The following is a 21,292-nucleotide window of genomic DNA, read 5'->3' on the forward strand; positions in this document are numbered from 1 at the left end:
CGCGGGAAAACCCGGTTCAGGCCCGTCCCGTACGCACCTCGTAAGAATTACCGCTCGTTCTCGGCGACCCGCTGATGCAGCCGCTCCCTGATCTCGTCCGGCGTGTACGCGCGCCGCCGCCGCTCCTGCCGCACGATGACCGCCCCGGTCGCGGCGACCCCGACGAATCCGGCGATGCCCAGCGCCTTCCACCACTTCATGTGCCTAAAGTAGCGATCATGTCCGGCACGAGCATCGGTCTCGACGAGGCCGTAGAACTGACCCGCACCGGTGACGTGTGGCTGTTCCGCGGCCGCACCGCCGCCGACCGGGCCATCCAGACGATGACCAACAGCCCCGTCAACCACGTCGGCATGGCGGTGGTGATCGACGACCTGCCGCCGCTGATGTGGCACGCCGAGCTCGGCCGGTCGCTGCCGGACCTGTGGTCGGGCGGCAACCACCGCGGCGCCCAGCTGCACGACCTGCGCGAGGCCGTCGTGGCGTGGTGCACCAGGTACGAGCAGCGGGCGTGGCTGCGGCAGCTCGACCCGCCCGCGACGCGGGAGATGGAGGACGCCGCGCTGCGCACGGTCGCGCGCCTCGACGGCACCCCGTTCCCCTCCACCGGCCGGCTCGCGTCGCGGTGGCTGCGCGGCCGCATCCCGGTGCGCCGCCCGAAGGAGCGCGACATGAACCTGGAGACGGCGTTCTGCGCGGAGATCGTCGCGTCGACCTACCAGGACATGGGGCTGCTCTCCAAGGACCGCCGCCCGAACTGGTACGACCCGGGCCGCTTCTGGAGCGGCGACGACCTGGAGCTGGCAGGCGGAGCCGCCTTGGGCGGCGAGATCCGCGTCAATTTGTAGGCGCGCTCTCCCAGTGCCCGCCCCGCTTCATGCCAGGCGCGACGGGATCAGGTCAGCGATGCGGTCCAACACCTTCGCGCCGTCCGCGACGCGAAAGCAGTGGTTTCCGTAGGGCGGGCGCCGGTCTCCCGGCGCCCGCCCTATGTTCAGGCCAGACGCGACGGGATCAGGTCAGCGATGCGGTCCAGGACCTTGGCGCCGTCCGTCGGGGGCTTGCCCTGGGCCATCTCCGGGCTGCCGCCGCCCTTGCCCTCCAGCGCGGCCTTCACCAGGTCGGCGGCGGACAGGCCGCGGTCGCGGGCGGCCGGGTTGGTGGTGACGACGAACCCGGACTTGGCCAGGACCGCCACGACGGCCGCCCGGCCTCCAGGGACGCCGTCACGGATGCTGCTCGCGAGCGCACGCGCGTCGCCGTCGGTGGCGGTGCCGATGTAGGCGACGCCGTTGATGTCGACGGCGTCGCGGGCGAGCTGCGCCGCCTGCCCGGCGGTGATCTCGTCGCGCAGCTTCTGCGCGTCGCGCTCGGCCTTCTTGGCGCGCTCGACGAGCGCGGCGATCCGGTCGGGCAGCTCCTCGCGCGGCGCGTTCAGCTGCTCGGCGATGCGGGTGACCAGGTCGCGTTCGCGGGCCAGGTAGCGGAAGCCCTCCAGGCCGGTGACGGCCTCGATGCGGCGCTGCCCGGCGCCGACCGACGACTCGCCGGTGAGCGCGACCGTCCCGATCTGCGCGGACCGGTCGACGTGGGTGCCGCCGCACAGCTCCCGCGACCACGCGCCGCCGATCTCCACCACGCGCACGTTCTCGTCGTAGGTCTCGCCGAACAGCGCGAGCGCGCCGATCTCGCGGGCCTGCGGCAGCGGCATGTAGCGGACGTCGACCGGCAGGTCGCGGCGGATCGCCAGGTTGGCGGCCTCCTCGATCTCGCTGCGGGTCTCGGCGGACAGGCCGCCGCGCCAGGAGAAGTCCAGCCGCAGGTAGCCGGGCCGGTTGTAGGAGCCGGCCTGCAGCGCCGCCGGGCCGAGGACCTGGCGGAGCGCGGCGTGCACGACGTGGGTGCCCGAGTGGGCCTGGCGGGCGCCGACGCGCCATTCGGGGTCGACCTTGGCGCGCACCGGCGTGCCCGCGGCCAGCTCGCCGCCGACGACGCGCACCTGGTGCACGACCAGGCCCTTGACGGGCCGCTGCACGTCCAGCACCTCGGCCGACACGCTCGGGCCCTCCAGGACGCCGGCGTCGCTGTCCTGGCCGCCGGACTCGGCGTAGAACGGGGTCTTGTCCAGCACGACCGAGACGATCTGCCCGTCGCGGGCGACGGGGACCGGCGCCCCCTCGTGGAAGATCGCCAGGACGGTGGAGTCGGTCTCCAGCGTCTCGTAGGCGAGCCAGTCGGTCGGGCCGGACTCGTCCAGCACCGCGCGGAACAGGCCGGTGTCGGCGTGGCCGGACTTCTTGGCCTGCGCGTCGGCCTTGGCGCGGCGGCGCTGCTCGCTCATCAGCTCGCGGAAACCCGCGACGTCGACGGCCAGGCCGCGCTCGCCGGCGATCTCCACGGTGAGGTCGATGGGGAAGCCGTAGGTGTCGTGCAGCTGGAACGCGGTGGCCGCGCCGAGCCGGTCCTCGGCGGTGTCCAGGGCCTGGTCGAGGATGACGCTGCCCTGGCGCAGCGTGCCGCGGAACGCCTCCTCCTCGCCGTAGGCGTAGGACGAGATGCGCTCGAAGTCGGCGGCGAGCTCGGGGTAGGACGGCGCCATGACGTCGCGGGCGACCGGCAGCAGCTCGGGCAGCACCGGGTCCTCGTAGCCGAGCAGCCGCATCGCGCGCACCGCGCGGCGCAGGATGCGGCGCAGCACGTAGCCGCGGCCCTCGTTGGCGGGGGTGACGCCGTCGCCGATCAGCATCAGCGCGGTGCGGACGTGGTCGGCGACGACGCGCAGCCGCACGTCGTCGGGGTGGCTCTCGGCGGCCGAGTGGCCCGAGTGCTCGCCGTAGCGCTTGCCGGCCAGGCGGGCGGCGGCGTCCAGGATCGGGCGGGTCTCGTCGATCTCGTAGAGGTTGTCGACGCCCTGCAGCAGCGTGGCCATCCGCTCCAGGCCCATGCCGGTGTCGATGTTGCGGGCGGGCAGGTCGCCGAGGATCGGGAAGTCCTCCTTGCCGCTGCCCTCGCCGCGCTCGTACTGCATGAAGACCAGGTTCCAGAACTCCATGTACCGGTCTTCGTCGACCTCGGGGCCGCCCTCGCGGCCGTAGGCGGGGCCGCGGTCGTAGTACAGCTCCGAGCAGGGGCCGCAGGGGCCCGGGACGCCCATCGACCAGAAGTTGTCGGCCTTGCCGCGCCGCACGATCCGCGCCTCGGGCAGGCCGATCACGTCGCGCCAGATGCCGTAGGCCTCGTCGTCGTCGAGGTAGACCGTCGCCCAGATCCGCTCGGCGTCCAGGCCGTAGCCGCCGTCGTCCTGCGCCTTGGTGACCAGGTCCCAGGCGAGCCGGATCGCCTCCTCCTTGAAGTAGTCGCCGAAGGAGAAGTTGCCGTTCATCTGGAAGAACGTGCCGTGCCGGGTGGTCTTGCCGACCTCGTCGATGTCCAGGGTGCGGATGCACTTCTGGACGCTGGCGGCGCGCGGGTAGGGCGGGGTGACCTGGCCGAGCAGGTAGGGCTTGAACGGGACCATGCCGGCGTTGACGAACAGCAGGTTGGGGTCCTCGGCGGGCAGCGGGGCGCTGGCGGCCACGGTGTGCCCGCGCTGCTCGAAGTGCTCCAGGAATCGCCGCTTGACCTCTGCCGTCCGCACGACACCGCCCCCTTCGTTCCCGCGAACCGTTCGCGGACATCGATGGTATCGGCGTCCTGAGCAGGCTCCGGCTTCTGAGATCCTCGTCCCCATGCAGCAAGCGTCACGTCCCGACCGCCGGCTCGACCTGAGCGACGAACGCGTCCTCGCCTTCTGGCGGGAGCGGCACCTGTGCACGCTCACCACGCTCCGCCCGGACGGGACGCCGCACGTGGTGCCGGTCGGCGCGACGCTCGATCCCGAGGCGGGGGTGGCCCGGGTGATCACCTCGGCGGGCACCCGCAAGGCGCGCAACGCGGCGGCGGGCGGGCCGGTCGCGCTCTGCCAGGTCGACGGGCGGCGCTGGGCGACGATCGAGGGCCGCGCCCGGGTGCTGGACTCGGCCGAGGCCGTCGCGGACGCCGAGGCCCGGTACGCCGTCCGCTACAAGCCGCCGCGCCCGAACCCCGAGCGGGTCGTCATCGAGATCGCCATCGAGCGGATCATCGGTCTTGTCTGAGACGTCCGTCGTCGGGATCGGCGCGGACGGCTGGGCGGGCCTCGCCGAACCCTCCCGGGACGCGCTGCGCACCGCCGAGGTGATCTTCGGCGGCGGCCGTCAGCTGGACCTGCTGCCGTCCTCGGTCACCGGGGAGCGGGTCGCGTGGCCGTCGCCGATGCTGCCCGCGCTGGAGGGCCTGCTCGCCGCGCACGAGGGGCGGCGGATCGCGGTGCTCGCGAGCGGCGACCCGATGTTCTACGGGATCGGCGGCACGCTGGTGCGGCTGCTCGGCGCGGACCGGCTGCGGGTGCTGCCGCATCCGTCGTCGGTGTCGCTGGCCTGCGCCCGGCTCGGCTGGCCGCTGGAGGAGACCGAGGTCGTCAGCGCGGTCGGGCGGCCGGTGGAGGCGCTGCGCGCCGTCCTCGCGCCGGGCCGGCGGGTCCTGGTGCTGAGCGCCGGCGCGGACACGCCCGCGCGGATCGCCGAGCTGGCCGGGGACGCCGAGCTGACCGTGCTGGAGCGGCTCGGCGCGCCGGACGAACGCGTCGGCCCCCTCCACGACGCCGTCGACCCGCTCAACATCGTCGCGGTGCGCTGCGGGGACGCGCCCGCCCTGCCGCGCGTCCCGGGCCTGCCCGACGACGCCTACGAGCACGACGGGCAGCTCACCAAGCGGGAGATCCGCGCGATCACCCTCGCCGCGCTCGCGCCGCTGCCCGGGCAGCTGCTCTGGGACGTCGGCGGCGGCGCGGGCAGCATCGGCATCGAGTGGATGCGGGCGCACCCCTCCTGCCGGGCGGTCGCGGTCGAGGCCGTGCCCGAGCGGGCCGCCCGGATCACCGCGAACGCCGCCGCGCTCGGCGTCCCGGCGCTGCGGGTCGTGACCGGGCGGGCGCCGGGCGCGCTCGCCGGGCTGCCCGCGCCCGACGCGGTGTTCGTCGGCGGCGGCGTCACCGCGCCCGGCATGATCGACGCCTGCTGGGCGGCGCTGCGGCCGGGCGGGCGGCTGGTCGTCAACGCCGTCACGCTGGAGTCGGAGCAGGTCGTGGCGGCGGGCCGGGCCCGGCTCGGCGGCGACCTGACCCGGATAGCGATCAACCGCGCCGCCCCCGTCGGCGGGTTCACAGGATGGAGAGCGATGATGCCGGTGACCCAGTGGACGGCCGTCAAATGACCGTGCACTTCATCGGCGCCGGTCCGGGCGCCGCCGACCTGATCACCGTGCGCGGCCGGGACCTCATCGCCGCCGCGCCCGTCTGCCTGTACGCCGGCAGCCTCGTCCCGGACGAGGTGCTGGCGTGGTGCCCGCCGGGCGCGCGGCTGGTCGACACCGCCAAGATGGTGCTGGACGACATCGTCGCCGAGATGGTCGCCGCGCACGCCGCCGGGCAGGACGTGGCGCGGCTGCACTCGGGCGACCCGTCGGTGTTCAGCGCGATGGCCGAGCAGATGCGGCGGCTGGACGCGGCGGGCGTCCCCTACAAGGTCACGCCGGGCGTCCCGGCGTTCGCGGCGGCGGCCGCGTCCCTCGGCCGCGAGCTGACCGTCCCGGGCGTCGGGCAGACCGTCGTGCTCACCCGCACCTCGGCGCGCGCGACGCCGATGCCGCCCGGCGAGGACCTGGCGACGCTCGGCCGCAGCCGCGCCACGATGGTGCTGCACCTGGCCGTGCAGCGGATCGACGAGGTCGTCGCGGAGCTGGTCCCCAACTACGGCGCGGACTGCCCGGCGGCCGTGGTCGCCTACGCGAGCCGCCCGGACGAGATCGTGCTGCGCGGCACGCTCGCCGACATCGCCGCGCAGGTGCGCGCGGCCGACGTCCGCCGCACCGCCGTGATCATCGTCGGGTCGGTGCTGACCGCGGCGGGCTTCACCGACAGCCACCTGTACTCGGCCGCCCGCTGCCGCGACGAATAACGATCTTGACAGCGGGCGGTCGCCGGTGAATCGTCCCGATTCATGGAGATCCGCGACCTGACCCCGGCGGAACGCCGCGTGTGGCGGGCCTTCCCGCGCGGCCGCCGCGTCGACTTCACCGACCGCCCGCCGGGGCCGGAACGCACCGTCCGCGCGAAGGTGCTGCGCGCGCTCCTGCTCACCCAGGGCGCGGCGGACGGCGAGGTCGCGTCGCTGCGGATGACCGCCGCCCGCATCACCGGGCGCCTCGACCTGAAGTACGCCACGGTCGAGCACCCGGTGTCGCTGCACGGCTGCCACTTCGACGAGGTGCCGTTCCTGTACGGGGCGCGGGTCCGGCAGTTCAACCTGCAAGGTTCGCACCTGCCGGGCCTGGACGCGGCGACCATCCACGTGGACGGCGTGCTGCGGGTCACCGGCTGCCGCGTCACCGGCCTCGCCCGGCTCGGCGGCGCGCGGATCTCCGGCGCCCTGTTCTGCGACGGCGCCGAGTTCGGCTCGCCCGGCGTCGCCACCGCGCTTGAGCTGAACCACGTCTCGGTCGGGCGCGACCTGTACGGCGTGGGCCTGGCCGCGCACGGCACCGTCCGGCTGAACGGCGCCGAGGTCACCGGCAAGGTCAACCTGCGCGACGCCGTGCTGGACGCGCCCGGCGGCACGGCGCTGAACGCCAAGCTGCTCACCGTCGGCTCCAACGTCTCCCTGGACGAACTCCAGGCGCAAGGCGAGGTCAGGCTGCACGGCGCCCGGATCCCCGGGCAGCTCGGCCTGACCGGCGCCCGGCTGTCCGAGCCCGGCGGCACGGCGCTGGACGTGGGCGCGGTCGTCATCGGCTCCGGCGCCGACCTGACCGGCTTACAGGCCGAGGGCCGGATCGAGCTGCACGACGCGACGGTCACCGGCCCGCTCGACCTCTCCAGGGCCCGCCTCACCGCACCCGGCGGTGTCGTGCTGGACGCCACCTCGCTCACGGTCGGCTCCAACGTCGTCCTGCACCGCCTCCAGGCGGAGGGCCGGGTGGAGCTGCGCGGCGCGACGATCTCCGGGCAGCTCAACTGCGCCGGGGCCCGGTTCACCAACCCGGGCGAGACCGCGCTGCGGGCGAGCAGCTGCACCATCGGCGAGCTGTGGCTGCGGGAGGACTCCCTCATCGAGGGGGCGGTGAACCTGCGCCGGTCCCAGATCGACATGGTGCACGCCGAGCCCGGCGCCTGGCCCGACGTCGTCAAGCTCGACGGGTTCGTCTACACAGCGCTGAATCCGCGCCGGCCCGCCCGGGAGCGCCTGCCCCTCCTCGAACGCGACGACGACGGCTACGTCCCGTTCGCCTACGAGCAGCTCGCCGCGTCCTACCGGCGGATCGGCGACGAGGCGGGCGTGCGGGCCGTCCAACTCGCCCGGCAGCGCCGCCACCGCGGCACGCTGCCCTGGTACGCGCGGATCTGGGGGTATCTGCAGGAGGTGACCGTCGGCTACGGCTTCAAGCCGCTGCGCGCCGCCGCGTGGCTGGTCGCGCTGCTCGCCGCCGGCACGGCCGCGTTCGGGCTGCACCACCCGCCGCCCCTCAAGCCGGACGAGACACCCGGCTTCAACGCCCTCTTCTACACCCTCGACCTGCTGCTGCCGATCATCGACTTCGGGCAGGAGAAGGCGTTCAAGCCGCAGGGCGGGTACCAGTGGCTGTCCTACGCGCTGATCCTGGCCGGCTGGGTCCTGGCGACGACGATCATCACCGGCATCACCCGCGCGCTCAGCCGGCAGTGAGCTCGCGCTTGATCTGCTCGAACTCCACGGCCATCGCGGCCTGCAGCGCCTGCGCGGCCGACAGCGGGCGGACCATGACCATGAAGTCGTCGATCAGGCCGTCGGCGCGGGTGTGGATGAAGTCGCAGCCGGTGATCTCCTTGTCGCCGACCCGCGCCTGGAAGACCAGCGCGTGGTCGTCGCCGTCGTTGATCTCGCGGACGTAGCGGAAGTCCTGGAAGACGCGGAAGACCGCGCGCAGGATCGCGGCGGTGATCTGCTTGCCCTCGTAGGGCTTGAAGACGACCGGGCTGGTGAACACGACGTCGTCGGCCAGCAGGGCGATGGCGGCGTCGGGGTCGTTCGCCTCGACGGCCTTGCGGAAGGACTGCATGCCCGGCTCCTCACTACTCAATTTGTTGACTATGTACCGATGAGATTAATCACCGCGCTGCTACGGTGTCCAGGTGTCGTTGCGTTACGCGGTGCTGGCCGCCCTCCTGGACGGCGAGGCGTCCGGCTATGACCTGGCCAAGGCGTTCGACGCCTCGGTCGGCAACTTCTGGGCCGCGACGCCGCAGCAGCTCTACCGCGAGCTGGACCGGCTGGCGGCGGACGGACTGATCGCGGCCCGGGTCGTCCAGCAGGAGCGCCGCCCCAACAAGCGGATGTTCACCCTCACCGGGACCGGCCGCGACGCGCTGCGCGCCTTCACCGCCGAGCCCGCCCGGCCGACCGCCATCCGCGACGAGCTGATGGTCAAGGTGCAGGCCGCCGACGCGGGCGACACCGCGGCCGTGCGGGCCGCCGTCGAGGCGCGGATGGAGGCGGCGCGCGCCAAGCTCGCCCGCTACGACCGCACCCGCGCCCGGCTGCTGGACGGCCGCGACGAGGCCGCCTACCTGCGCGAGGCCGAGCGCGTCGGCCCGTACCTGACGCTGATGCGCGGCCGCGCGTTCGAGCAGGAGAACCTGCGCTGGTGCGAGCGCACCCTGGAGGTCCTCAGCTCCCGCGGCTGACCGGCACCGGCTCCGGCACCCGGGGGCGCCGGGTCGCGACCGTAACGGCGAGGGCGCCGAGGACGAGGGCGGCGGCGGGCCAGCCGAGCGACGCCGGGCCCCAGGCGCCCAGCGCGATCCCGCCGAGCGCGCCGCCGAGGCCCATGCCGACGTACTGCGCCGAGGCGTTCAGCCCCATCAGCAGCGGCGTCGCCCCCGGCGCCAGCTCCACCAGCAGCCGCAGGTGCGTGGCGTACTGGAGCCAGGACGGCACCCCGAACACCGCGGCCCACAGCAGCGTGACGGCGTAGTCGTCGCGGACGAGCGGCACCAGCGCGACGACGACGGCGAACGCCGCCAGCGCGCCGATCCGGACGCGGTCCGGGTGCAGGCCGTCAGCGAGCCGGCCGCCGACCAGGTTCGCGCCGATCGAGACCGTGCCGAAGACCCACAGCGCCACGGCGAGCCGGCCGCCGTCGCCGCCCGTCGCGGGCGCCAGCACCGGGCCGAGGTAGGTGTAGAGGGCGTAGAACCCGGCGAACAGCAGCATGATCAGGCCGAGCATCGCGGCCACCCGCCGGTCGGCGAGCGGCGCGAACCGGCGGCGCAGCCCGTCGGGGACCGGCAGCCGCAGGTCCGGCACGACGAGCGCGACCCCGGCCAGCGCGGCGGCGCCGAGCCCGGCGACCAGCCAGAGCGTGGCCCGCCAGCCGAGCGCGCCGCCGACCCAGGTCCCGAGCGGCACGCCGATGGCGTTGGCCACGGTGAGGCCGGCCATGACGGCGGCCATCGCGCGCCCGCGGCGCTCGGGCGGCGCGAGCGCGGCGGCCACGGCGGCGGCGTTCGGGGTGTACATCGACGCGCCCGCCGCCGCGACCACCCGGGTCGCCAGCACCAGCGGGTAGCTCGGCGCGAGCGCGGTCGCGACGTTGCCGAGCACGAACAGCGCGAGCGCGGCGAGCAGCACCGGGCGGCGCGAGAACCGGGCCGTCGCCGCGGCGAGGACCGGCGACAGCACCGCGTAGGAGAGGGCGAACACGGTGACCAGCTGCCCGGCGGCGGACGGGGAGACGTCCAGGTCGCGGGCGACGGGGGCGACGAGCCCGGCGGTCACGAAGGCGTCCACGCCGATCGCGAAGGTGCCGGCGGCGAGGGCGAGCAGGCGTGATCTCAAGGGGGGACCTCCGCAGAACACTTTGATTGATCTCAAAGTGTCGGAAACTTCGACGCTTGTCAAACCATCGAAGCGAGGCCGTATGCTGCGGGCATGTCCCTGCTTCCCCAGCCCGCCCGCGCGGACATCGACTTCATCGCGCTGATGCACGCCCTCGCCGACCCGGTGCGGCTGCGGATGGTCGGGCTGCTGGCGGACGGCCGCGAGCGGACGTGCCTCGGCGTCGTGGAGGCGCTCGGCATGAACGCCTCCACCATGTCCCACCACTTCCGGGTGCTGCGCGAGTCCGGCGTGACCAGCACCCGCAAGACCGGCCGCGTCCGCTACGTCACCCTGCGCCGCGACGACCTGGACGCCCGCTTCCCCGGCGTCCTGGACGCCGCGATCGGCGCCGTCCCGGCCTAGCGGACGCAGTTGGGCGGCTCGTCGGGCTGCTGAACGTCCCCGGCAGGGAGCCGGAACCGCGAGTCCTTGACGGTGTAGCCCTTCAGCCACCGCCCGTCCGGCCCGGCGGAGGCGGGGCTGAACGGCGCGGGGCCGGTGCCCATCTGCTGGCACACCGGGTCGACCAGCCCCCAGGAGAAGCCCATCCGGTCGTACCGGTGGCCGCGCGGGTCCTGGTAGAAGGTGAACGTCCCGCGCCTCATGTTCGCCGGGACGTCGTCCTGGCGGAGGCCCGAGACCACCGCGACCGGGCCGCCGGTCATCACGTAGTCGACCTTGACGCTGCCCCAGTGGTGCACCGAGGGGCCGCCGGGCCGGTCGGGCGCGTAGTGGTCGAAGCGGATGGTGCCGTGCGCGGCACCCCAGGTGATCTTCCCGTCGACGACCTTGAACGGGCCGCCGTGCGCGTCCACGACGAACCGCCGGAACGGGTACTGCGGATCGCCGGGGTAGCGCAGCCACGCGTCGCCGGTGACGTGGGAGCGCTGCGCGGCGCCCCCTCCTGCGGCGGGCTCGGCGAGCGCGTCGCCGGTGGCGGTGAGGGCGGCCACCGCGCAGGCCGTTGCGAGAGTGACGCCGATCGTGCGGGACATCCGTCCTCCTGAGAACCGGTGCGGGCGGCCTTCGCCCGCGCCCTTCACGCTCGCAGCGGCGCGCCGCGCGGCCTTCCCCCGCCGGAGCGAGCCGCCTGGCCCGTCCGGGCGAGATCGCCGGGGAAAGGAATCGGCCCCGCGGCCAAGTAGGGGTGACCGCACCTGATCATGGGAGGCACCGCATGACCGGATTCCGCACTTGAGGGGCGCCGACGTGGCACCGCCCGGCACGCGGCGGGCCGACGAGTTCGCCGCGCACTACGACGCGCACTTCGCCGACGTCCACCGCTACATCGCCGGGCGGCTCGGCCGGGACGTGGCCGACGACATCGCCGCCGACACGTTCGTCATCGCGCTGCGCGGCCACGACCGCTACGACCCGGCCAAAGGCTCGGTCCGGCCGTGGCTGTTCGGCATCGCCACCAACCTCGTCGCGCAGCACCGGCGGCAGGAGCGGCGCCGCTACCGGGCCCTCGCCAAGGTCGGCCCGGACGCGGCGCAGGACGGCCACGAGGACCGGGTCCTCGACTGGGTGCGGGCCGAGGGCCTGCAGCCGCGCCTGGCCGGCGCGCTGCGCGCCCTGCCCGCCGCGCAGCGCGACGTGCTGCTGCTCAGCGCGCTCGGCGAGCTGACCAACGAGGAGATCGCCGCGGCGCTCGACATCCCCTACGGCACGGTCGCCTCGCGGCTGAGCCGGGCCCGCGCCAAGGTGCGGGCCGCTCTCGGAGAGGACCGGTAATGGACGACGACCGCATGATCCGCGCGTTCCTGGTGGACGACGCCCCGCCGTCGGCGGAGGTCGTCGCCGAGGGCCGGCGCCGGCTGTACGCGGCGGCGCCCCCTGCCCGGCGGCCGCGCCGGCGGCCGGCCTGGAGCCTCGGCGCGGCGGGGCTCGCCGCCGCCGCTGCCTGCGCGGCCACGGTGGTGACGCTCGGCGGCGGGGACCCCGCTCCGCCCGGCGGGCGGACGCTCACCGCGTCCCAGGTGCTGCTCGCCGCCGCGCACGAGGCCGAGACCGCGCCGCCCGGCCGGTACTGGCACAGCCACGTGGTGGCGGGGCAGACCTACCGCGTCGACCAGGGCGGCTACGCGATCGTCGGCGCCCGGATGGAGATCGACGGCTGGGCGGCGCGCAGCCCGCGCGACGCCGACGTCACCCGCAGCCGGTTCGCCGGGGCCCGCCCGCAGACCGCCGCCGACCGCGCCGCCTGGGCCCGCGCGGGCTCCCCGAAGACCTGGCGGGTGCGCTCCAACGGCTCTCTGATCGTCCAGCGGGCGGCGGACCAGCCGTGGGATGTCAGGCGCACGTCGCCCGCGGCCAAGAAGGCGCGCGAGGCGTTCTTCGCGGACCAGGCGGAGCGGTGCGCGAAGACGCGCGACTGCCCGCCGTCCGAACCGAGCGCCGCGCAGCGCGAGGCGTTCGCCGGCGACCCGAAGGCCCTGCGCGCCTACCTCGACGCGGCCACCGGCCAGGGCGGCCCGTCGGGGATGCTGCGCAACGCGGCCGGGCTGCTCACCCAGCCCGGCTCGGGCAAGCTGCACGGCGCGGTGTTCCGCCTGCTCGCCGGGCTGCCCGGGATCCGCAACGCGGGCCGGACCACCGACAGCGAGGGCCGCCCGGCGCTCGCGCTGTCCGCCCGGGATGCCAGGCTCGACACCCGCCTCCTGCTGGAGCCGGGCACCTATCGGGTGCTCGGCCTCCAGGACGTCCTGGTCACCGGCACCGAGGGTCTGAAGCCGGGAACCGTCTACCGCCAGGACGTCTACCTGAAGCTGGGCTGGACGGACGAGGCGCCTTAACCCGCGCGGCCGACGATGGTGCCACCCCGGTCGATGACGACGATGTCGACCTCGATCGGGGCGCCGCGCAGGGTGTCGAGCGCGACGTCCCGCGCGCGCGCTGCGACCAGGTCGCCGAGCGGCTGCCCCGCCCGCTGGCAGATCTGCAGCGCGTCCAGGGCGGTGTTGGCTCCGCGCACCTGCTCGGCCACCACGGGGTCGGCGATGAGGGAGGCGAGGGCGGCGAAATCGACCTGGGAGCGCTTGGAGTGCAGGTCCAGGTGGCCGTTGGCGAGCTTGGCCAGCTTGCCGATGCCGCCCGCGATCGTCAGGCGGGGCACCGGGTGGCGGCGCAGGTACTTCAGCACCGCGCCGGCGAAGTCGCCCATGTCGAGCAGCGCGTCCTCGGGCAGCCCGTACAGCTCCGCCGCGACCTTCTCCGAGGTGCTGCCGGTCGCGCCCGCGACATGGGTGTACCCGGCGGCGCGGGCGACGTCGACGCCGCGGCGGATGCTCTCGATCCACGCCGAGCACGAGTAGGGCACGACGATCCCGGTCGTGCCGAGGATCGACAGCCCGCCGAGGATGCCGAGGCGCGGGTTCCAGGTCCTGCGGGCCAGTTCCTCGCCGCGGTCGACGGAGATCTCCACGATGACGTCGGCGTCGCCGAGGACCTCGCGCATCATCGCGCGCGGCACCGGGTTGATGGCGGGCTCGCCGACCTCCAGCGGCAGGCCCGGCTTGGTGACCGTGCCGACGCCCGGCCCGGCGCGGAACACCACCCCCGAGCCGGGCGGCCCCGGGCGGACGGTCGAGCGGATCAGCGCGCCGTGCGTGACGTCGGGGTCGTCGCCGGCGTCCTTGACGATCCCGGCGGTCGCCGACGCCGCGGTCAGCTCCTCCACCGCGAGCGCGAACGCGGGCCGCTGCCCCTTCGGCAGGACGATCTCGACCGGGTCGGGGAACTCGCCGGTCAGCAGCGCGGTGTGGGCGGCCTTGGTCGCGGCGGTCGCGCAGGCGCCCGTCGTCCAGCCGTAACGGAGATCGCTCACGGTCCTAGCATGCTCCTGTGAGGCGGATACTGCTGCTGGGGGGCACCGGCGAGGCCAGGCGGCTGGCCGGGCGGCTGGACGAGGACCCCGCGTTCGAGGTGATCTCTTCGCTGGCCGGGCGGGTCGCCGATCCCGCGCTGCCGGCCGGGCGGGTGCGGATCGGCGGGTTCGGCGGCGTCGACGGCCTGGCCGCGTGGCTGCGCGCCGAGCGGATCGACGCCGTCGTGGACGCCACCCACCCGTTCGCCGCCGTGATGACCGATGCGGCCGTGGCCGCGGCCGGGCGGCTCGGGCTGCCGCTGCTGGTGCTGCGGCGCCCCGGCTGGACCGAGGGGCCGGGCGACGACTGGCGGCGCGTCCCGACGCTGGAGGCCGCCGCGGCGGACCTGCCCGGCGAGCGGGTGTTCCTGACGACCGGCCGCAAGAACCTCGCCGCGTTCGCCGGGGACGCGCGCCGCTGGTTCCTCGTCCGCTCCGTCGACCCGCCCGAGCCGCCAGTGCCGCCGCGCATGCACGCCGTCCTCGCACGCGGCCCGTTCACCGTCGCCGAGGAGCTGGCGCTGATGCGCGAGCACGCGATCGACACCCTGGTGACCAAGGACAGCGGCAGCCCGATGACGGCGGCGAAGCTCGCCGCCGCCCGCGAGCTCGGGCTGCCCGTCGTGATGGTCGACCGGCCGCCGCTGCCGGACGGCGTCCCCGCCGCGGCGACCGTGCAGGAGGCGCTCGCCTGGCTCACCTCGGGTAGCGGCGCGGGGTGAACACCACGCCGTTCTCCCACCGGGTCTGCGACGAGCCGACGATGAGCAGCGTGCGCATGTCGACGTCCGCCGGGTCCAGGTCGGCGAGCCGGACGACGCGCACCCGCTCCCCCGCGCCGCCGACGTCGCGGCCGAGCACGACCGGCGTGTCCGGGTCGCGGTGCTCCAGCAGCAGGTCGCGGGCCTCGGCGACCTGCGTGGTGCGGGTCTTGGACGCCGGGTTGTAGATCGCGATGGCCAGGTCGGCGCGCGCGGCGGCCTCGAGCCGGGCGGCGATGACGTCCCACGGCTTCAGCCGGTCCGACAGCGAGATCACGCAGTAGTCGTGCCCGAGCGGCGCGCCCGCGCGGGACGCGACGGCCTGCGCGGCGGTGAGGCCGGGCAGCACCCGCACCGGGACGTCCTTCCAGCGGTCCGCGGCGGCGACCTCCAGGACGGCGGTGGCCATCGCGAACACGCCCGGGTCGCCCGACGACACGACCGCGACCCGGCGGCCCTGCGCGGCCAGGCCCAGCGCGTGCTCGGCGCGCTCGGACTCCACGGTGTTGCCCGACGGGTGCCGGACCTGGCGGGCGTTCGGCGGGACCCGGTCCAGGTAGGGGCCGTAGCCGATGAGGTCGTCGGCGGCGGCGAGGGCCTCCTGCGCCTGCGGCGTCAGCCACTCGCGCCCGGCCGGGCCGAGGCCGACGACGACGACCTCGCCCTGCCCCTCCTGCTTCGGCGTCTCGGGCAGCTCGCGGCGCGTCCGCTCGTGCACGCGGCTCGGCAGGATCGCCACGGAGAAGTACGGCACGGTCTCGGCGTCGACCTCGGCGAGCGGCGACAGGCGCTGCCGGCCGGTGGTAGCGCGCTCGACGTACCAGGCGTCGTCCAGCCGCCCGGCCCGCTCCAGCGCGCCGCGGACCTTGCCGAACGTCCGCCCCAGCTTCATGATCGCGGCCGAGTCCGTCGCGGCGATCTGGTCGGCCAGCACGTCCTCGGGCAGCGTGCCGGGCAGGACCGTCAGCGCCTCCTCGCGCTCCACCAGCGGGCGGCCGAGCTCGGCCGTCGCGGCGTTGATGGAGGTGACGCCGGGGACGACCGTCGTCGGGTAGCGGCCCGCCAGCCGCTTGTGCAGGTGCATGTAGGAGCCGTAGAAGAACGGGTCGCCCGCGCACAGCACCACGACGTCGCGGCCCGCGTCCAGGTGCGCGGCGAGCCGCTCGGCGCAGCGCTCGTAGAACTCCTCGATGACGCCCCGGTAGTCGTCGGTCGCCTCGGTCGTCACCGGGTAGATCAGGGCCTCTTCGATCTGCCCCTCGCGCAGCAGCCCGGCCGCGGTCGCGCGGGCCACGCTGCGGCCGTGCCGCGCCGCGTGGTGGACGACGACGTCGGCGGCCTCGATCAGCCGGGCCGCCTTCAGCGTGATCAGCTCGGGGTCGCCGGGACCGACGCCCACCCCGTACAGGTGACCGGTCATCACTCCTCCTCGCTGGCGATGGCGTTGATCGCGGCGACGGCCATCGCGCTGCCGCCGCGCCGCCCATGCACCACCAGATACGGCAGGTCGGACCCGGCCAGGGCGACCTTGGACTCGGCGGCGCCGATGAACCCGACCGGGATGCCGAGCACCGCCGCCGGGCGCGGCGCGCCCTGTGCGACCAGCTCCAGCAGCCGGAACAGCGCGGTCGGGGCGTTGCCGATGGCGACGACGGCGCCGTCCAGGCGGTCGCCCCACAGGTCGAGCGCGGCGGCGCTGCGGGTGTTGCCGATCTTCGCGGCCAGCTCGGGCACGCGTGGGTCGTCCAAGGTGCAGACGACCTCGTTGCCGGCGGGCAGCCGCTTGCGGGTGACGCCGGCGGCGACCATCTTGGCGTCGCAGAGGATCGGCCTGCCGTCCAGCAGCGCGGCCCGCGCCGCCGCCACGACGCCGGGCGCGTAGGCCACGTCGCGGACCAGGTCCACCATCCCGCAGGAGTGGATCATGCGGACGGCGACCCGGGCGACGTCGGCGGGCAGGCCCGCCAGGTCAGCCTCGGCCCGGATCGTCGCGAACGACCGCCGGTAGATCTCGGCGCCGTCGCGGACGTAGTCGATCACTCGCTCTCCCGTGCTCTCGCGACGGCCGCCGCCGTCGCCGTCAAGTCGTGCCCCGGCGCGCGCACCTGGTCGCCGCGCCGCACCTGGTAGCCGTCCGCCGTCGCCACGACCGCGACGTGCGCGGACGCGGGCCTGCCGCACTGGCGGTCGCAGCCGGACCAGTGCACCGGCAGCCCCGCGCCGGACGCGGCGCGGGCGCGGGCGGCGTCCGCGCGCACGTCGGTGAGCGACTTGGCGCAGCCGGGCCGGCCGGCGCAGGCGGTGAGCCCGTCCCAGGACGATCCGGACCCGGTGACCAGGCCATGAGAGTGTGACACGTCCGTCAAATCGGTGATCACCACGGTCCGCCAGGGCGTGACGACGAGTCCCGGGGCATCCCGCAGCGGCCCCGGCTCAAGCCGCCCGAACGGCACGATCCCGTGCAGCGCGAAGCGCCCGTCCACCTGCTCGACGACCCCGAGCGCAGGCTTGGCCGGAACCCGCGGCACCTCAATCACCTCAGCCGAAGCCTCCGGCAGCAACCCCGCGAGCCGCCCGACCGGATCACTCCACTCGGTCAGCCGCCACTCGCCGTCCCGCACCGCGAGAAAGGCCCGAGCAGCCCGCAAAGCCACCCCGACGGCGTCCTCGCCCCCAACCCGCACCCCGGTGTCGCTGCCACCCAGCACCAGCGCGAACTCATCGGCCCCGACCGCGTAGAGCCCGACATCCCCCCGCATCGCGATGACATCGCCGCGCCCGTCATCGACCACGAACAGGAACCGCCCGGAAAGACCGGCCAACTCCGGATCAGCGCACAGCCCCGCATCCAATGCGCTCACCAGCGGCCGCACGTCCACCAACCCGCGCCCGTCCCGCCCGCTCAACACACTCGCGGCGATGTTGCGCACGGTCTCATGCGAGGCCGACGGCAGCAGCCCGCCGGCTCGCAACCGCTCCCCCAGCTCGACCTCGGCCCCCGGCGCCAGCCCGCGGATCTGCACGTTCCCCCGCGATGTGAGCTCCAGCGCCCCGTCCCCGAGCTCGGCACAAGCGTCTGCGAGCACCGCGAATCGCGCCGCGTCCAGCTCTCCCCCAGGCAGCCGAACCCGGGCAAGCCCCCCGTCCGCCGCCTGATGAACCCGCAACGCACCAGGACAAGAATCAGCACCAGACCGGGGAGAAGAGGACACACCCGGATCCTAAGCCGTGCCGTTTTCCCTTACCTAAGGGAGCCGCCTGGCGGCTCCCCCCTCGGCCATGCTCGGGCGAGCACGAATCGGTCCGCGATCACGCAGATCGCGGTGTGACAGCCCCCGAATTTCGGCGCGCCTCCGCCACCGCACCACCCTGCCTCCCTCATCCACGTACCGCTACGTGGCACGCCCTTCCCCTGATCGGATGACGTGTTTCCGGCTCCGCCTCTCCCGGGCCGGTCGCACTCACGCGACCACCGGGCCACTGAATTCCGCCTTGCCTCCTGCTCCTGCTTCACCTGCTCTGCCGGGTGACAGGCCACATGCCCGGCCCCTCTCGCCGGGACGCTTCCGCGGTCCCCGTTGGACGGTCGATGCGGGGACGGGCGGAGCCACAGGAGCCGGGGTCCGCGTGGGCATGCTATTTTTGTGAGCGTTCGTTCAACTACGGGGGTGCCGGTGGGACGCAAGCAACTCTGGGACCAAGGGGAAGTGCTGGCCTCCGCCATGCGCCTGTTCCGCCACCGCGGCTACCAGGCGGCCTCGCTGCGGGACATCGAGGAGGCGACCGGACTGCATCCCGGCAGCCTGTACCGGGCGTTCGACAGCAAGGACGGCTTGTTCCGCGCCGCCCTGGACGCCTACAACGACCAGGTGGTGCAGGAGCGGGTCCGGGTCCATCTCCTGACGCCGGCGGACCCCGTGGCGGGCATCCGGTCCTTCTTCACCTCGGCGTTCGAGACCGGCCTCGATCCCGATCCGGGCTGCCTGCTCACCAACACCGCCGTGGAGTCCTTCACCGTTCCCCAGGCCGCCGCGGGAGTACGCCGCGGGCTGGAGGCGATCGAAACCGGCTTCACCGACGCCCTGACGCGTGCCCGCTCCCTGGACCTGCTGCCGGCGGACCTGGACGTCGCGGAGTCGGCGGCCCGGCTGCTGGCCCTCTACCAGGGCCTGCTGGTGCTGGTCAGGGCCGGCACGCCCCGCACGAAACTGCACACCATCACCGACGGCGCACTGGCGTCGATCGGCTCCGAGAAAGAAGGACGGCCATGAGTGACTCACAGCGGCTCTGGACGAACTATGCCGCGTGCTGGTCTGCCGACCCCGGCGAGCGGCTCGCCGCCCTCCGCACGGTCGCGGTCGAAGACGTCGCCTACCGGGACCCGGGCACGGAGGTCGGCGGGCTGACCGAACTGGCCGCCTATATGGCCGGATTCGCCGGGGCCTTCCCCGGTCACCGGTTCCGCATCGACGAGGTGCTCCACCACCACGACCGATCGCTCGCGCGGTGGACCCAGCTCGGCGAGCAGGGCGAACCCGCCACCACGGGCGTGAGCACCGCGCTCCACCGGGACGGCCGGCTCGCCGACATCACCGGCTTCTTCCCCGCATGAGCGGATCCCGCGGCCTCGCCGAGCATGCCGCCGGCAGGCTCGCCGAAACCGACGGCACGGCCGAGCTCCTACGCTGGTGACCACATCGGCGCCTTGCCGACGCCCGGAGGGGCAGGCCGGCCCCTGCGGGCGGAAGGACACAGGCCGGCCGGACCGACGCTGCCGCGGGATCTTCTCCCCTTCCCTTCTCTTTCCCCTTTCTCCGCGCCCTCTCTCCGCGCCCTCTCTCCGCGCCCTCTCTCCGCCTCCGCGCTCTCTCTCCGTACCCTCTCCTCGTATCCCGCTTCGTCCTGCGCCCTTCTCAGCCGGATAACGCGTCTCCTTCGGCGCTCTCGGTGAGCCAGCGGAGGGCCTCCTGCTGGAAGGGGACCTCGGCTTCCAGTTGGCAGAGCACTCCGATGCCTACGCCCATGGCGCGTTGGGCGTGCACGAAGTCCGGCGGGAAGGCCAGGCTGAGGGCGACCGACATGGAGGACGTCATCCCGGCGAGGGTGTCGCGGAGGTAGGGGCCGTCGAAGCGGAAGGTCTCGGTTCGGGCGGGTGCTCCTGAGTGTTCGAAGAGCTCCATCAGCTCGGCGCCGTCCGCGCGTACGCCGGGGCGCAGGAACTCCAGCTCGCGCAGGACGCGGACCAGCTCCTCCGGCGTCTCGGCGAGGTGGATGTGCATCCACTTTTCGAACGGGCTCGGGGTTCCTGGGGTGTGGCGGTACATCGCGCCGAAGTCCAGGACGCCGAGGCGGCCGTCGTCGAAGAGCCGGAAGTTGCCCGGGTGCGGGTCGCCGTGCATCATCCCGGTCCGGGGGATGGCGGCGAACATCAGGCGGGTGAGCAGGAGGCCGGCCCGGTCCCGCTGTTCCTGGGTGCCGGCGGCGATGATCCGGGCCAGTGGGGTGCCGTCGATCCACTCCGAGACCAGCACCCGGCCTTGTTGGTGGACCACCTCGGGGATCACGAAGTCGGGGTCGGCCTGGAAGCCTGCGCGGAACGCGGTCTGCGCCTCGGCCTCCTGGGCGTAGTCCAGTTCCTCGGCCAGCCGGTCCATGAGGTCGGTGGCGAGCGCGCGGCCGTCGAGCTCCGGGGCGATCAGCGAGGTGAACCAGCGCATCGCGAAGATCGTCAGGTCGCGGTCGCCGAGCAGTTGCTCGCGGGCGTCGGGGTACTGCACCTTGACCGCGACCGGGCGGCCGTCCCGCCAGACGGCGCGGTGGACCTGCCCGAGCGAGGCGGCCGACGCCGGGGCGTCGTCGAAGGACGCGAACAGGTTCTGCCAGGCCGGGCCCAGGTCCTCTTCCAGTACCTGTCGGACATCCTCGGGGGTGGCCGCCTCCTGCAGCCTGGCCAGCCGCTCGCGGTAGACGGCGGAGATGGGGGGCGGGAGCACCGTCTCGTACACCGACAGCACCTGGCCGAACTTCATCGCGCCGCCCTTGAGGCCGCCGAGCACCTCGAAGAGCTGGTCGGCGGTGCGCTCGTGCAGCTTCAGCGAGGACTCGTCGGTCAGCCTGCCGAGGGCCTTCAGCCCGCCGGCCACGGCCATCCGCCGGCCGACCCCCAGCGGGATCGCCGACATCTTCGCCATCCGGGACAGCGTTCGGATTCGCATGGCCGAAGCTTCGCCGGGGTCGCTTGTAGACCGCATCGGCCCGTGGTCCTCAGTTGGAATGCGACCGCGGTAGGGGGTCGGCGTTGGACCACGGTCTGATGACGTCCAGGCCAGGCGCTGCTTAGGGTGTGCCTCACAGTGCCGAGACCATGGTCCGCCGGCGTCCGGGAGCGGGGTGCACAGGATGTGTTCCACAGTGCCGAGCTTGCGCGCGAGCGCGCTACCTGGCCGGTGCGGCGAGGCCGAAGGCGAGCCTCACCGGGCGGATGGCGAAGCGATTCGCACCTGGCCGAGCACGGCCAAGACGAGCCCTTGGGGCGGGATCGACATGAACACAGCGCACTCGGCCAGGGCGTGTTTCATGGATCTTGTTCGTCGTGAGCGGCGTCGGGGTGTGCGCATCGCAAGGCGGAGGAGGGAGCCGGCCTGTAAGTGACCGGCGGCAACGCGGCGAGGCGC

General features: G+C 74.1%; 21 protein-coding genes and 1 pseudogene. 12 read left to right on the forward strand and 10 right to left on the reverse strand.

The window, feature by feature from the left end:
- Positions 1-47: 47 nt before the first annotated feature.
- The gene (locus tag ACRB68_RS40165; RefSeq protein ID WP_194293309.1) at positions 48-200 is read right to left on the reverse strand and encodes a hypothetical protein; all 153 of its coding nucleotides are present in this window, start codon (positions 198-200) and stop codon (positions 48-50) included.
- 18 nt (positions 201-218) lie between these two features.
- Between ACRB68_RS40165 and ACRB68_RS13835 the strand changes: the two genes are divergently transcribed.
- Positions 219-848 (forward strand): hypothetical protein, encoded by a 630-nt coding sequence (locus tag ACRB68_RS13835; protein WP_153532899.1) that lies wholly within the window; start codon positions 219-221, stop codon positions 846-848.
- A 146-nt stretch (positions 849-994) separates the two neighbouring features.
- On the opposite strand, the gene alaS is transcribed toward ACRB68_RS13835, so the two are convergent.
- On the reverse strand, positions 995-3,637 hold the full coding sequence (gene alaS / locus ACRB68_RS13840) for an alanine--tRNA ligase (RefSeq protein WP_328594177.1): 2,643 nt from the start codon (positions 3,635-3,637) through the stop codon (positions 995-997).
- 91 nt (positions 3,638-3,728) lie between these two features.
- Here alaS and ACRB68_RS13845 point away from each other — a divergent pair, with 91 nt between their 5' ends.
- The 4 genes from ACRB68_RS13845 to ACRB68_RS41220 are packed head-to-tail and all read left to right on the forward strand — an operon-like array spanning position 3,729 to position 7,799.
- Positions 3,729-4,136, forward strand: coding sequence for a pyridoxamine 5'-phosphate oxidase family protein (locus tag ACRB68_RS13845; RefSeq protein ID WP_153532901.1), 408 nt, complete (start codon positions 3,729-3,731; stop codon positions 4,134-4,136).
- Positions 4,129-5,292 (forward strand): precorrin-6y C5,15-methyltransferase (decarboxylating) subunit CbiE, encoded by a 1,164-nt coding sequence (cbiE, locus tag ACRB68_RS13850; RefSeq protein ID WP_153532902.1) that lies wholly within the window; start codon positions 4,129-4,131, stop codon positions 5,290-5,292. Before ACRB68_RS13845 ends, cbiE begins: the two co-directional genes overlap by 8 nt.
- Complete coding sequence (cobM, locus tag ACRB68_RS13855) at positions 5,289-6,035, forward strand: precorrin-4 C(11)-methyltransferase (protein WP_153532903.1); 747 nt, start codon at positions 5,289-5,291, stop codon at positions 6,033-6,035. The genes cbiE and cobM overlap by 4 nt, the downstream gene beginning before the upstream one ends.
- A 42-nt stretch (positions 6,036-6,077) precedes the next feature.
- Positions 6,078-7,799 (forward strand): translocation/assembly module TamB domain-containing protein, encoded by a 1,722-nt coding sequence (locus tag ACRB68_RS41220; protein WP_153532904.1) that lies wholly within the window; start codon positions 6,078-6,080, stop codon positions 7,797-7,799.
- Here ACRB68_RS41220 and ACRB68_RS13865 read toward each other — a convergent pair.
- A complete protein-coding gene (locus tag ACRB68_RS13865) occupies positions 7,786-8,172 on the reverse strand; it encodes a nuclear transport factor 2 family protein (protein ID WP_153532905.1) in 387 nt (128 codons plus the stop codon). The two genes, ACRB68_RS41220 and ACRB68_RS13865, sit on opposite strands and share 14 nt — an antisense overlap.
- A 73-nt stretch (positions 8,173-8,245) precedes the next feature.
- On the opposite strand from ACRB68_RS13865, the gene ACRB68_RS13870 reads away from it, so the two are divergent.
- Complete coding sequence (locus tag ACRB68_RS13870) at positions 8,246-8,797, forward strand: PadR family transcriptional regulator (RefSeq protein ID WP_328594178.1); 552 nt, start codon at positions 8,246-8,248, stop codon at positions 8,795-8,797.
- On the opposite strand, the gene ACRB68_RS13875 is transcribed toward ACRB68_RS13870, so the two are convergent.
- A complete protein-coding gene (locus ACRB68_RS13875) occupies positions 8,781-9,950 on the reverse strand; it encodes an MFS transporter (RefSeq protein ID WP_194293310.1) in 1,170 nt (389 codons plus the stop codon). The genes ACRB68_RS13870 and ACRB68_RS13875 overlap by 17 nt on opposite strands.
- 93 nt (positions 9,951-10,043) lie before the next feature.
- Between ACRB68_RS13875 and ACRB68_RS13880 the strand changes: the two genes are divergently transcribed.
- Positions 10,044-10,355 (forward strand): ArsR/SmtB family transcription factor, encoded by a 312-nt coding sequence (locus tag ACRB68_RS13880; RefSeq protein ID WP_153532907.1) that lies wholly within the window; start codon positions 10,044-10,046, stop codon positions 10,353-10,355.
- Here ACRB68_RS13880 and ACRB68_RS13885 read toward each other — a convergent pair.
- The gene (locus tag ACRB68_RS13885) at positions 10,352-10,987 is read right to left on the reverse strand and encodes a hypothetical protein (RefSeq protein ID WP_153532908.1); all 636 of its coding nucleotides are present in this window, start codon (positions 10,985-10,987) and stop codon (positions 10,352-10,354) included. The genes ACRB68_RS13880 and ACRB68_RS13885 overlap by 4 nt on opposite strands.
- 214 nt (positions 10,988-11,201) lie before the next feature.
- Between ACRB68_RS13885 and ACRB68_RS13890 the strand changes: the two genes are divergently transcribed.
- Positions 11,202-11,726 (forward strand): RNA polymerase sigma factor, encoded by a 525-nt coding sequence (locus ACRB68_RS13890; protein ID WP_328594179.1) that lies wholly within the window; start codon positions 11,202-11,204, stop codon positions 11,724-11,726.
- The gene (locus ACRB68_RS13895; RefSeq protein WP_153532910.1) at positions 11,726-12,787 is read left to right on the forward strand and encodes a hypothetical protein; all 1,062 of its coding nucleotides are present in this window, start codon (positions 11,726-11,728) and stop codon (positions 12,785-12,787) included. The genes ACRB68_RS13890 and ACRB68_RS13895 overlap by 1 nt, the downstream gene beginning before the upstream one ends.
- Here ACRB68_RS13895 and ACRB68_RS13900 read toward each other — a convergent pair.
- Positions 12,784-13,821: pseudogene (locus tag ACRB68_RS13900) on the reverse strand (cobalt-precorrin-5B (C(1))-methyltransferase); the annotation flags it as partial. The gene ACRB68_RS13895 and the pseudogene ACRB68_RS13900 overlap by 4 nt on opposite strands.
- A 14-nt stretch (positions 13,822-13,835) precedes the next feature.
- Here ACRB68_RS13900 and ACRB68_RS13905 point away from each other — a divergent pair.
- Positions 13,836-14,579 carry a cobalt-precorrin-6A reductase gene (locus tag ACRB68_RS13905; RefSeq protein WP_328594180.1) on the forward strand — a complete coding sequence of 248 codons (744 nt, stop codon included), beginning with the start codon at positions 13,836-13,838 and terminating at the stop codon, positions 14,577-14,579.
- Here ACRB68_RS13905 and cobJ read toward each other — a convergent pair.
- From cobJ to ACRB68_RS13920, 3 genes are read right to left on the reverse strand one after another with little or no spacing between them, the layout of a single operon-like run.
- The gene (cobJ, locus tag ACRB68_RS13910; protein ID WP_153532911.1) at positions 14,554-16,038 is read right to left on the reverse strand and encodes a precorrin-3B C(17)-methyltransferase; all 1,485 of its coding nucleotides are present in this window, start codon (positions 16,036-16,038) and stop codon (positions 14,554-14,556) included. The two genes, ACRB68_RS13905 and cobJ, sit on opposite strands and share 26 nt — an antisense overlap.
- Complete coding sequence (locus ACRB68_RS13915) at positions 16,038-16,658, reverse strand: precorrin-8X methylmutase (RefSeq protein WP_207709687.1); 621 nt, start codon at positions 16,656-16,658, stop codon at positions 16,038-16,040. The genes cobJ and ACRB68_RS13915 overlap by 1 nt, the downstream gene beginning before the upstream one ends.
- Positions 16,655-17,830: a precorrin-3B synthase gene (locus ACRB68_RS13920; protein ID WP_328594181.1), complete on the reverse strand. Its 1,176-nt coding sequence runs from the start codon at positions 17,828-17,830 to the stop codon at positions 16,655-16,657. Before ACRB68_RS13920 ends, ACRB68_RS13915 begins: the two co-directional genes overlap by 4 nt.
- Before the next feature lie 462 nt (positions 17,831-18,292).
- On the opposite strand from ACRB68_RS13920, the gene ACRB68_RS13925 reads away from it, so the two are divergent.
- A complete protein-coding gene (locus ACRB68_RS13925; RefSeq protein WP_207709688.1) occupies positions 18,293-18,889 on the forward strand; it encodes a TetR/AcrR family transcriptional regulator in 597 nt (198 codons plus the stop codon).
- On the forward strand, positions 18,886-19,230 hold the full coding sequence (locus tag ACRB68_RS13930; protein ID WP_153532913.1) for a nuclear transport factor 2 family protein: 345 nt from the start codon (positions 18,886-18,888) through the stop codon (positions 19,228-19,230). The genes ACRB68_RS13925 and ACRB68_RS13930 overlap by 4 nt, the downstream gene beginning before the upstream one ends.
- Positions 19,231-19,531: 301 nt before the next feature.
- On the opposite strand, the gene ACRB68_RS13935 is transcribed toward ACRB68_RS13930, so the two are convergent.
- A complete protein-coding gene (locus ACRB68_RS13935; protein ID WP_194293311.1) occupies positions 19,532-20,833 on the reverse strand; it encodes an ABC1 kinase family protein in 1,302 nt (433 codons plus the stop codon).
- Positions 20,834-21,292 lie beyond the last annotated feature (459 nt).

It is taken from the genome of Actinomadura macrotermitis (genome assembly GCF_009604375.1).
Lineage (GTDB): Bacteria > Actinomycetota > Actinomycetes > Streptosporangiales > Streptosporangiaceae > Spirillospora > Spirillospora macrotermitis.

What these genes read in the sequence shown, in the direction of transcription:
- ACRB68_RS13895 (WP_153532910.1), top strand. Translation starts at nt 11,726, where the DNA reads ATGGACGACGACCGCATGATCCGCGCGTTCCTGGTGGACGACGCCCCG.
- ACRB68_RS41220 (WP_153532904.1), top strand. Translation starts at nt 6,078, where the DNA reads ATGGAGATCCGCGACCTGACCCCGGCGGAACGCCGCGTGTGGCGGGCC.
- ACRB68_RS13885 (WP_153532908.1), bottom strand. Translation starts at nt 10,987, where the DNA reads ATGTCCCGCACGATCGGCGTCACTCTCGCAACGGCCTGCGCGGTGGCC.
- ACRB68_RS13935 (WP_194293311.1), bottom strand. Translation starts at nt 20,833, where the DNA reads ATGCGAATCCGAACGCTGTCCCGGATGGCGAAGATGTCGGCGATCCCG.
- ACRB68_RS13835 (WP_153532899.1), top strand. Translation starts at nt 219, where the DNA reads ATGTCCGGCACGAGCATCGGTCTCGACGAGGCCGTAGAACTGACCCGC.
- ACRB68_RS13865 (WP_153532905.1), bottom strand. Translation starts at nt 8,172, where the DNA reads ATGCAGTCCTTCCGCAAGGCCGTCGAGGCGAACGACCCCGACGCCGCC.
- ACRB68_RS13930 (WP_153532913.1), top strand. Translation starts at nt 18,886, where the DNA reads ATGAGTGACTCACAGCGGCTCTGGACGAACTATGCCGCGTGCTGGTCT.
- ACRB68_RS13880 (WP_153532907.1), top strand. Translation starts at nt 10,044, where the DNA reads ATGTCCCTGCTTCCCCAGCCCGCCCGCGCGGACATCGACTTCATCGCG.
- cobM (WP_153532903.1), top strand. Translation starts at nt 5,289, where the DNA reads ATGACCGTGCACTTCATCGGCGCCGGTCCGGGCGCCGCCGACCTGATC.
- ACRB68_RS40165 (WP_194293309.1), bottom strand. Translation starts at nt 200, where the DNA reads ATGAAGTGGTGGAAGGCGCTGGGCATCGCCGGATTCGTCGGGGTCGCC.
- cobJ (WP_153532911.1), bottom strand. Translation starts at nt 16,038, where the DNA reads ATGACCGGTCACCTGTACGGGGTGGGCGTCGGTCCCGGCGACCCCGAG.
- ACRB68_RS13845 (WP_153532901.1), top strand. Translation starts at nt 3,729, where the DNA reads ATGCAGCAAGCGTCACGTCCCGACCGCCGGCTCGACCTGAGCGACGAA.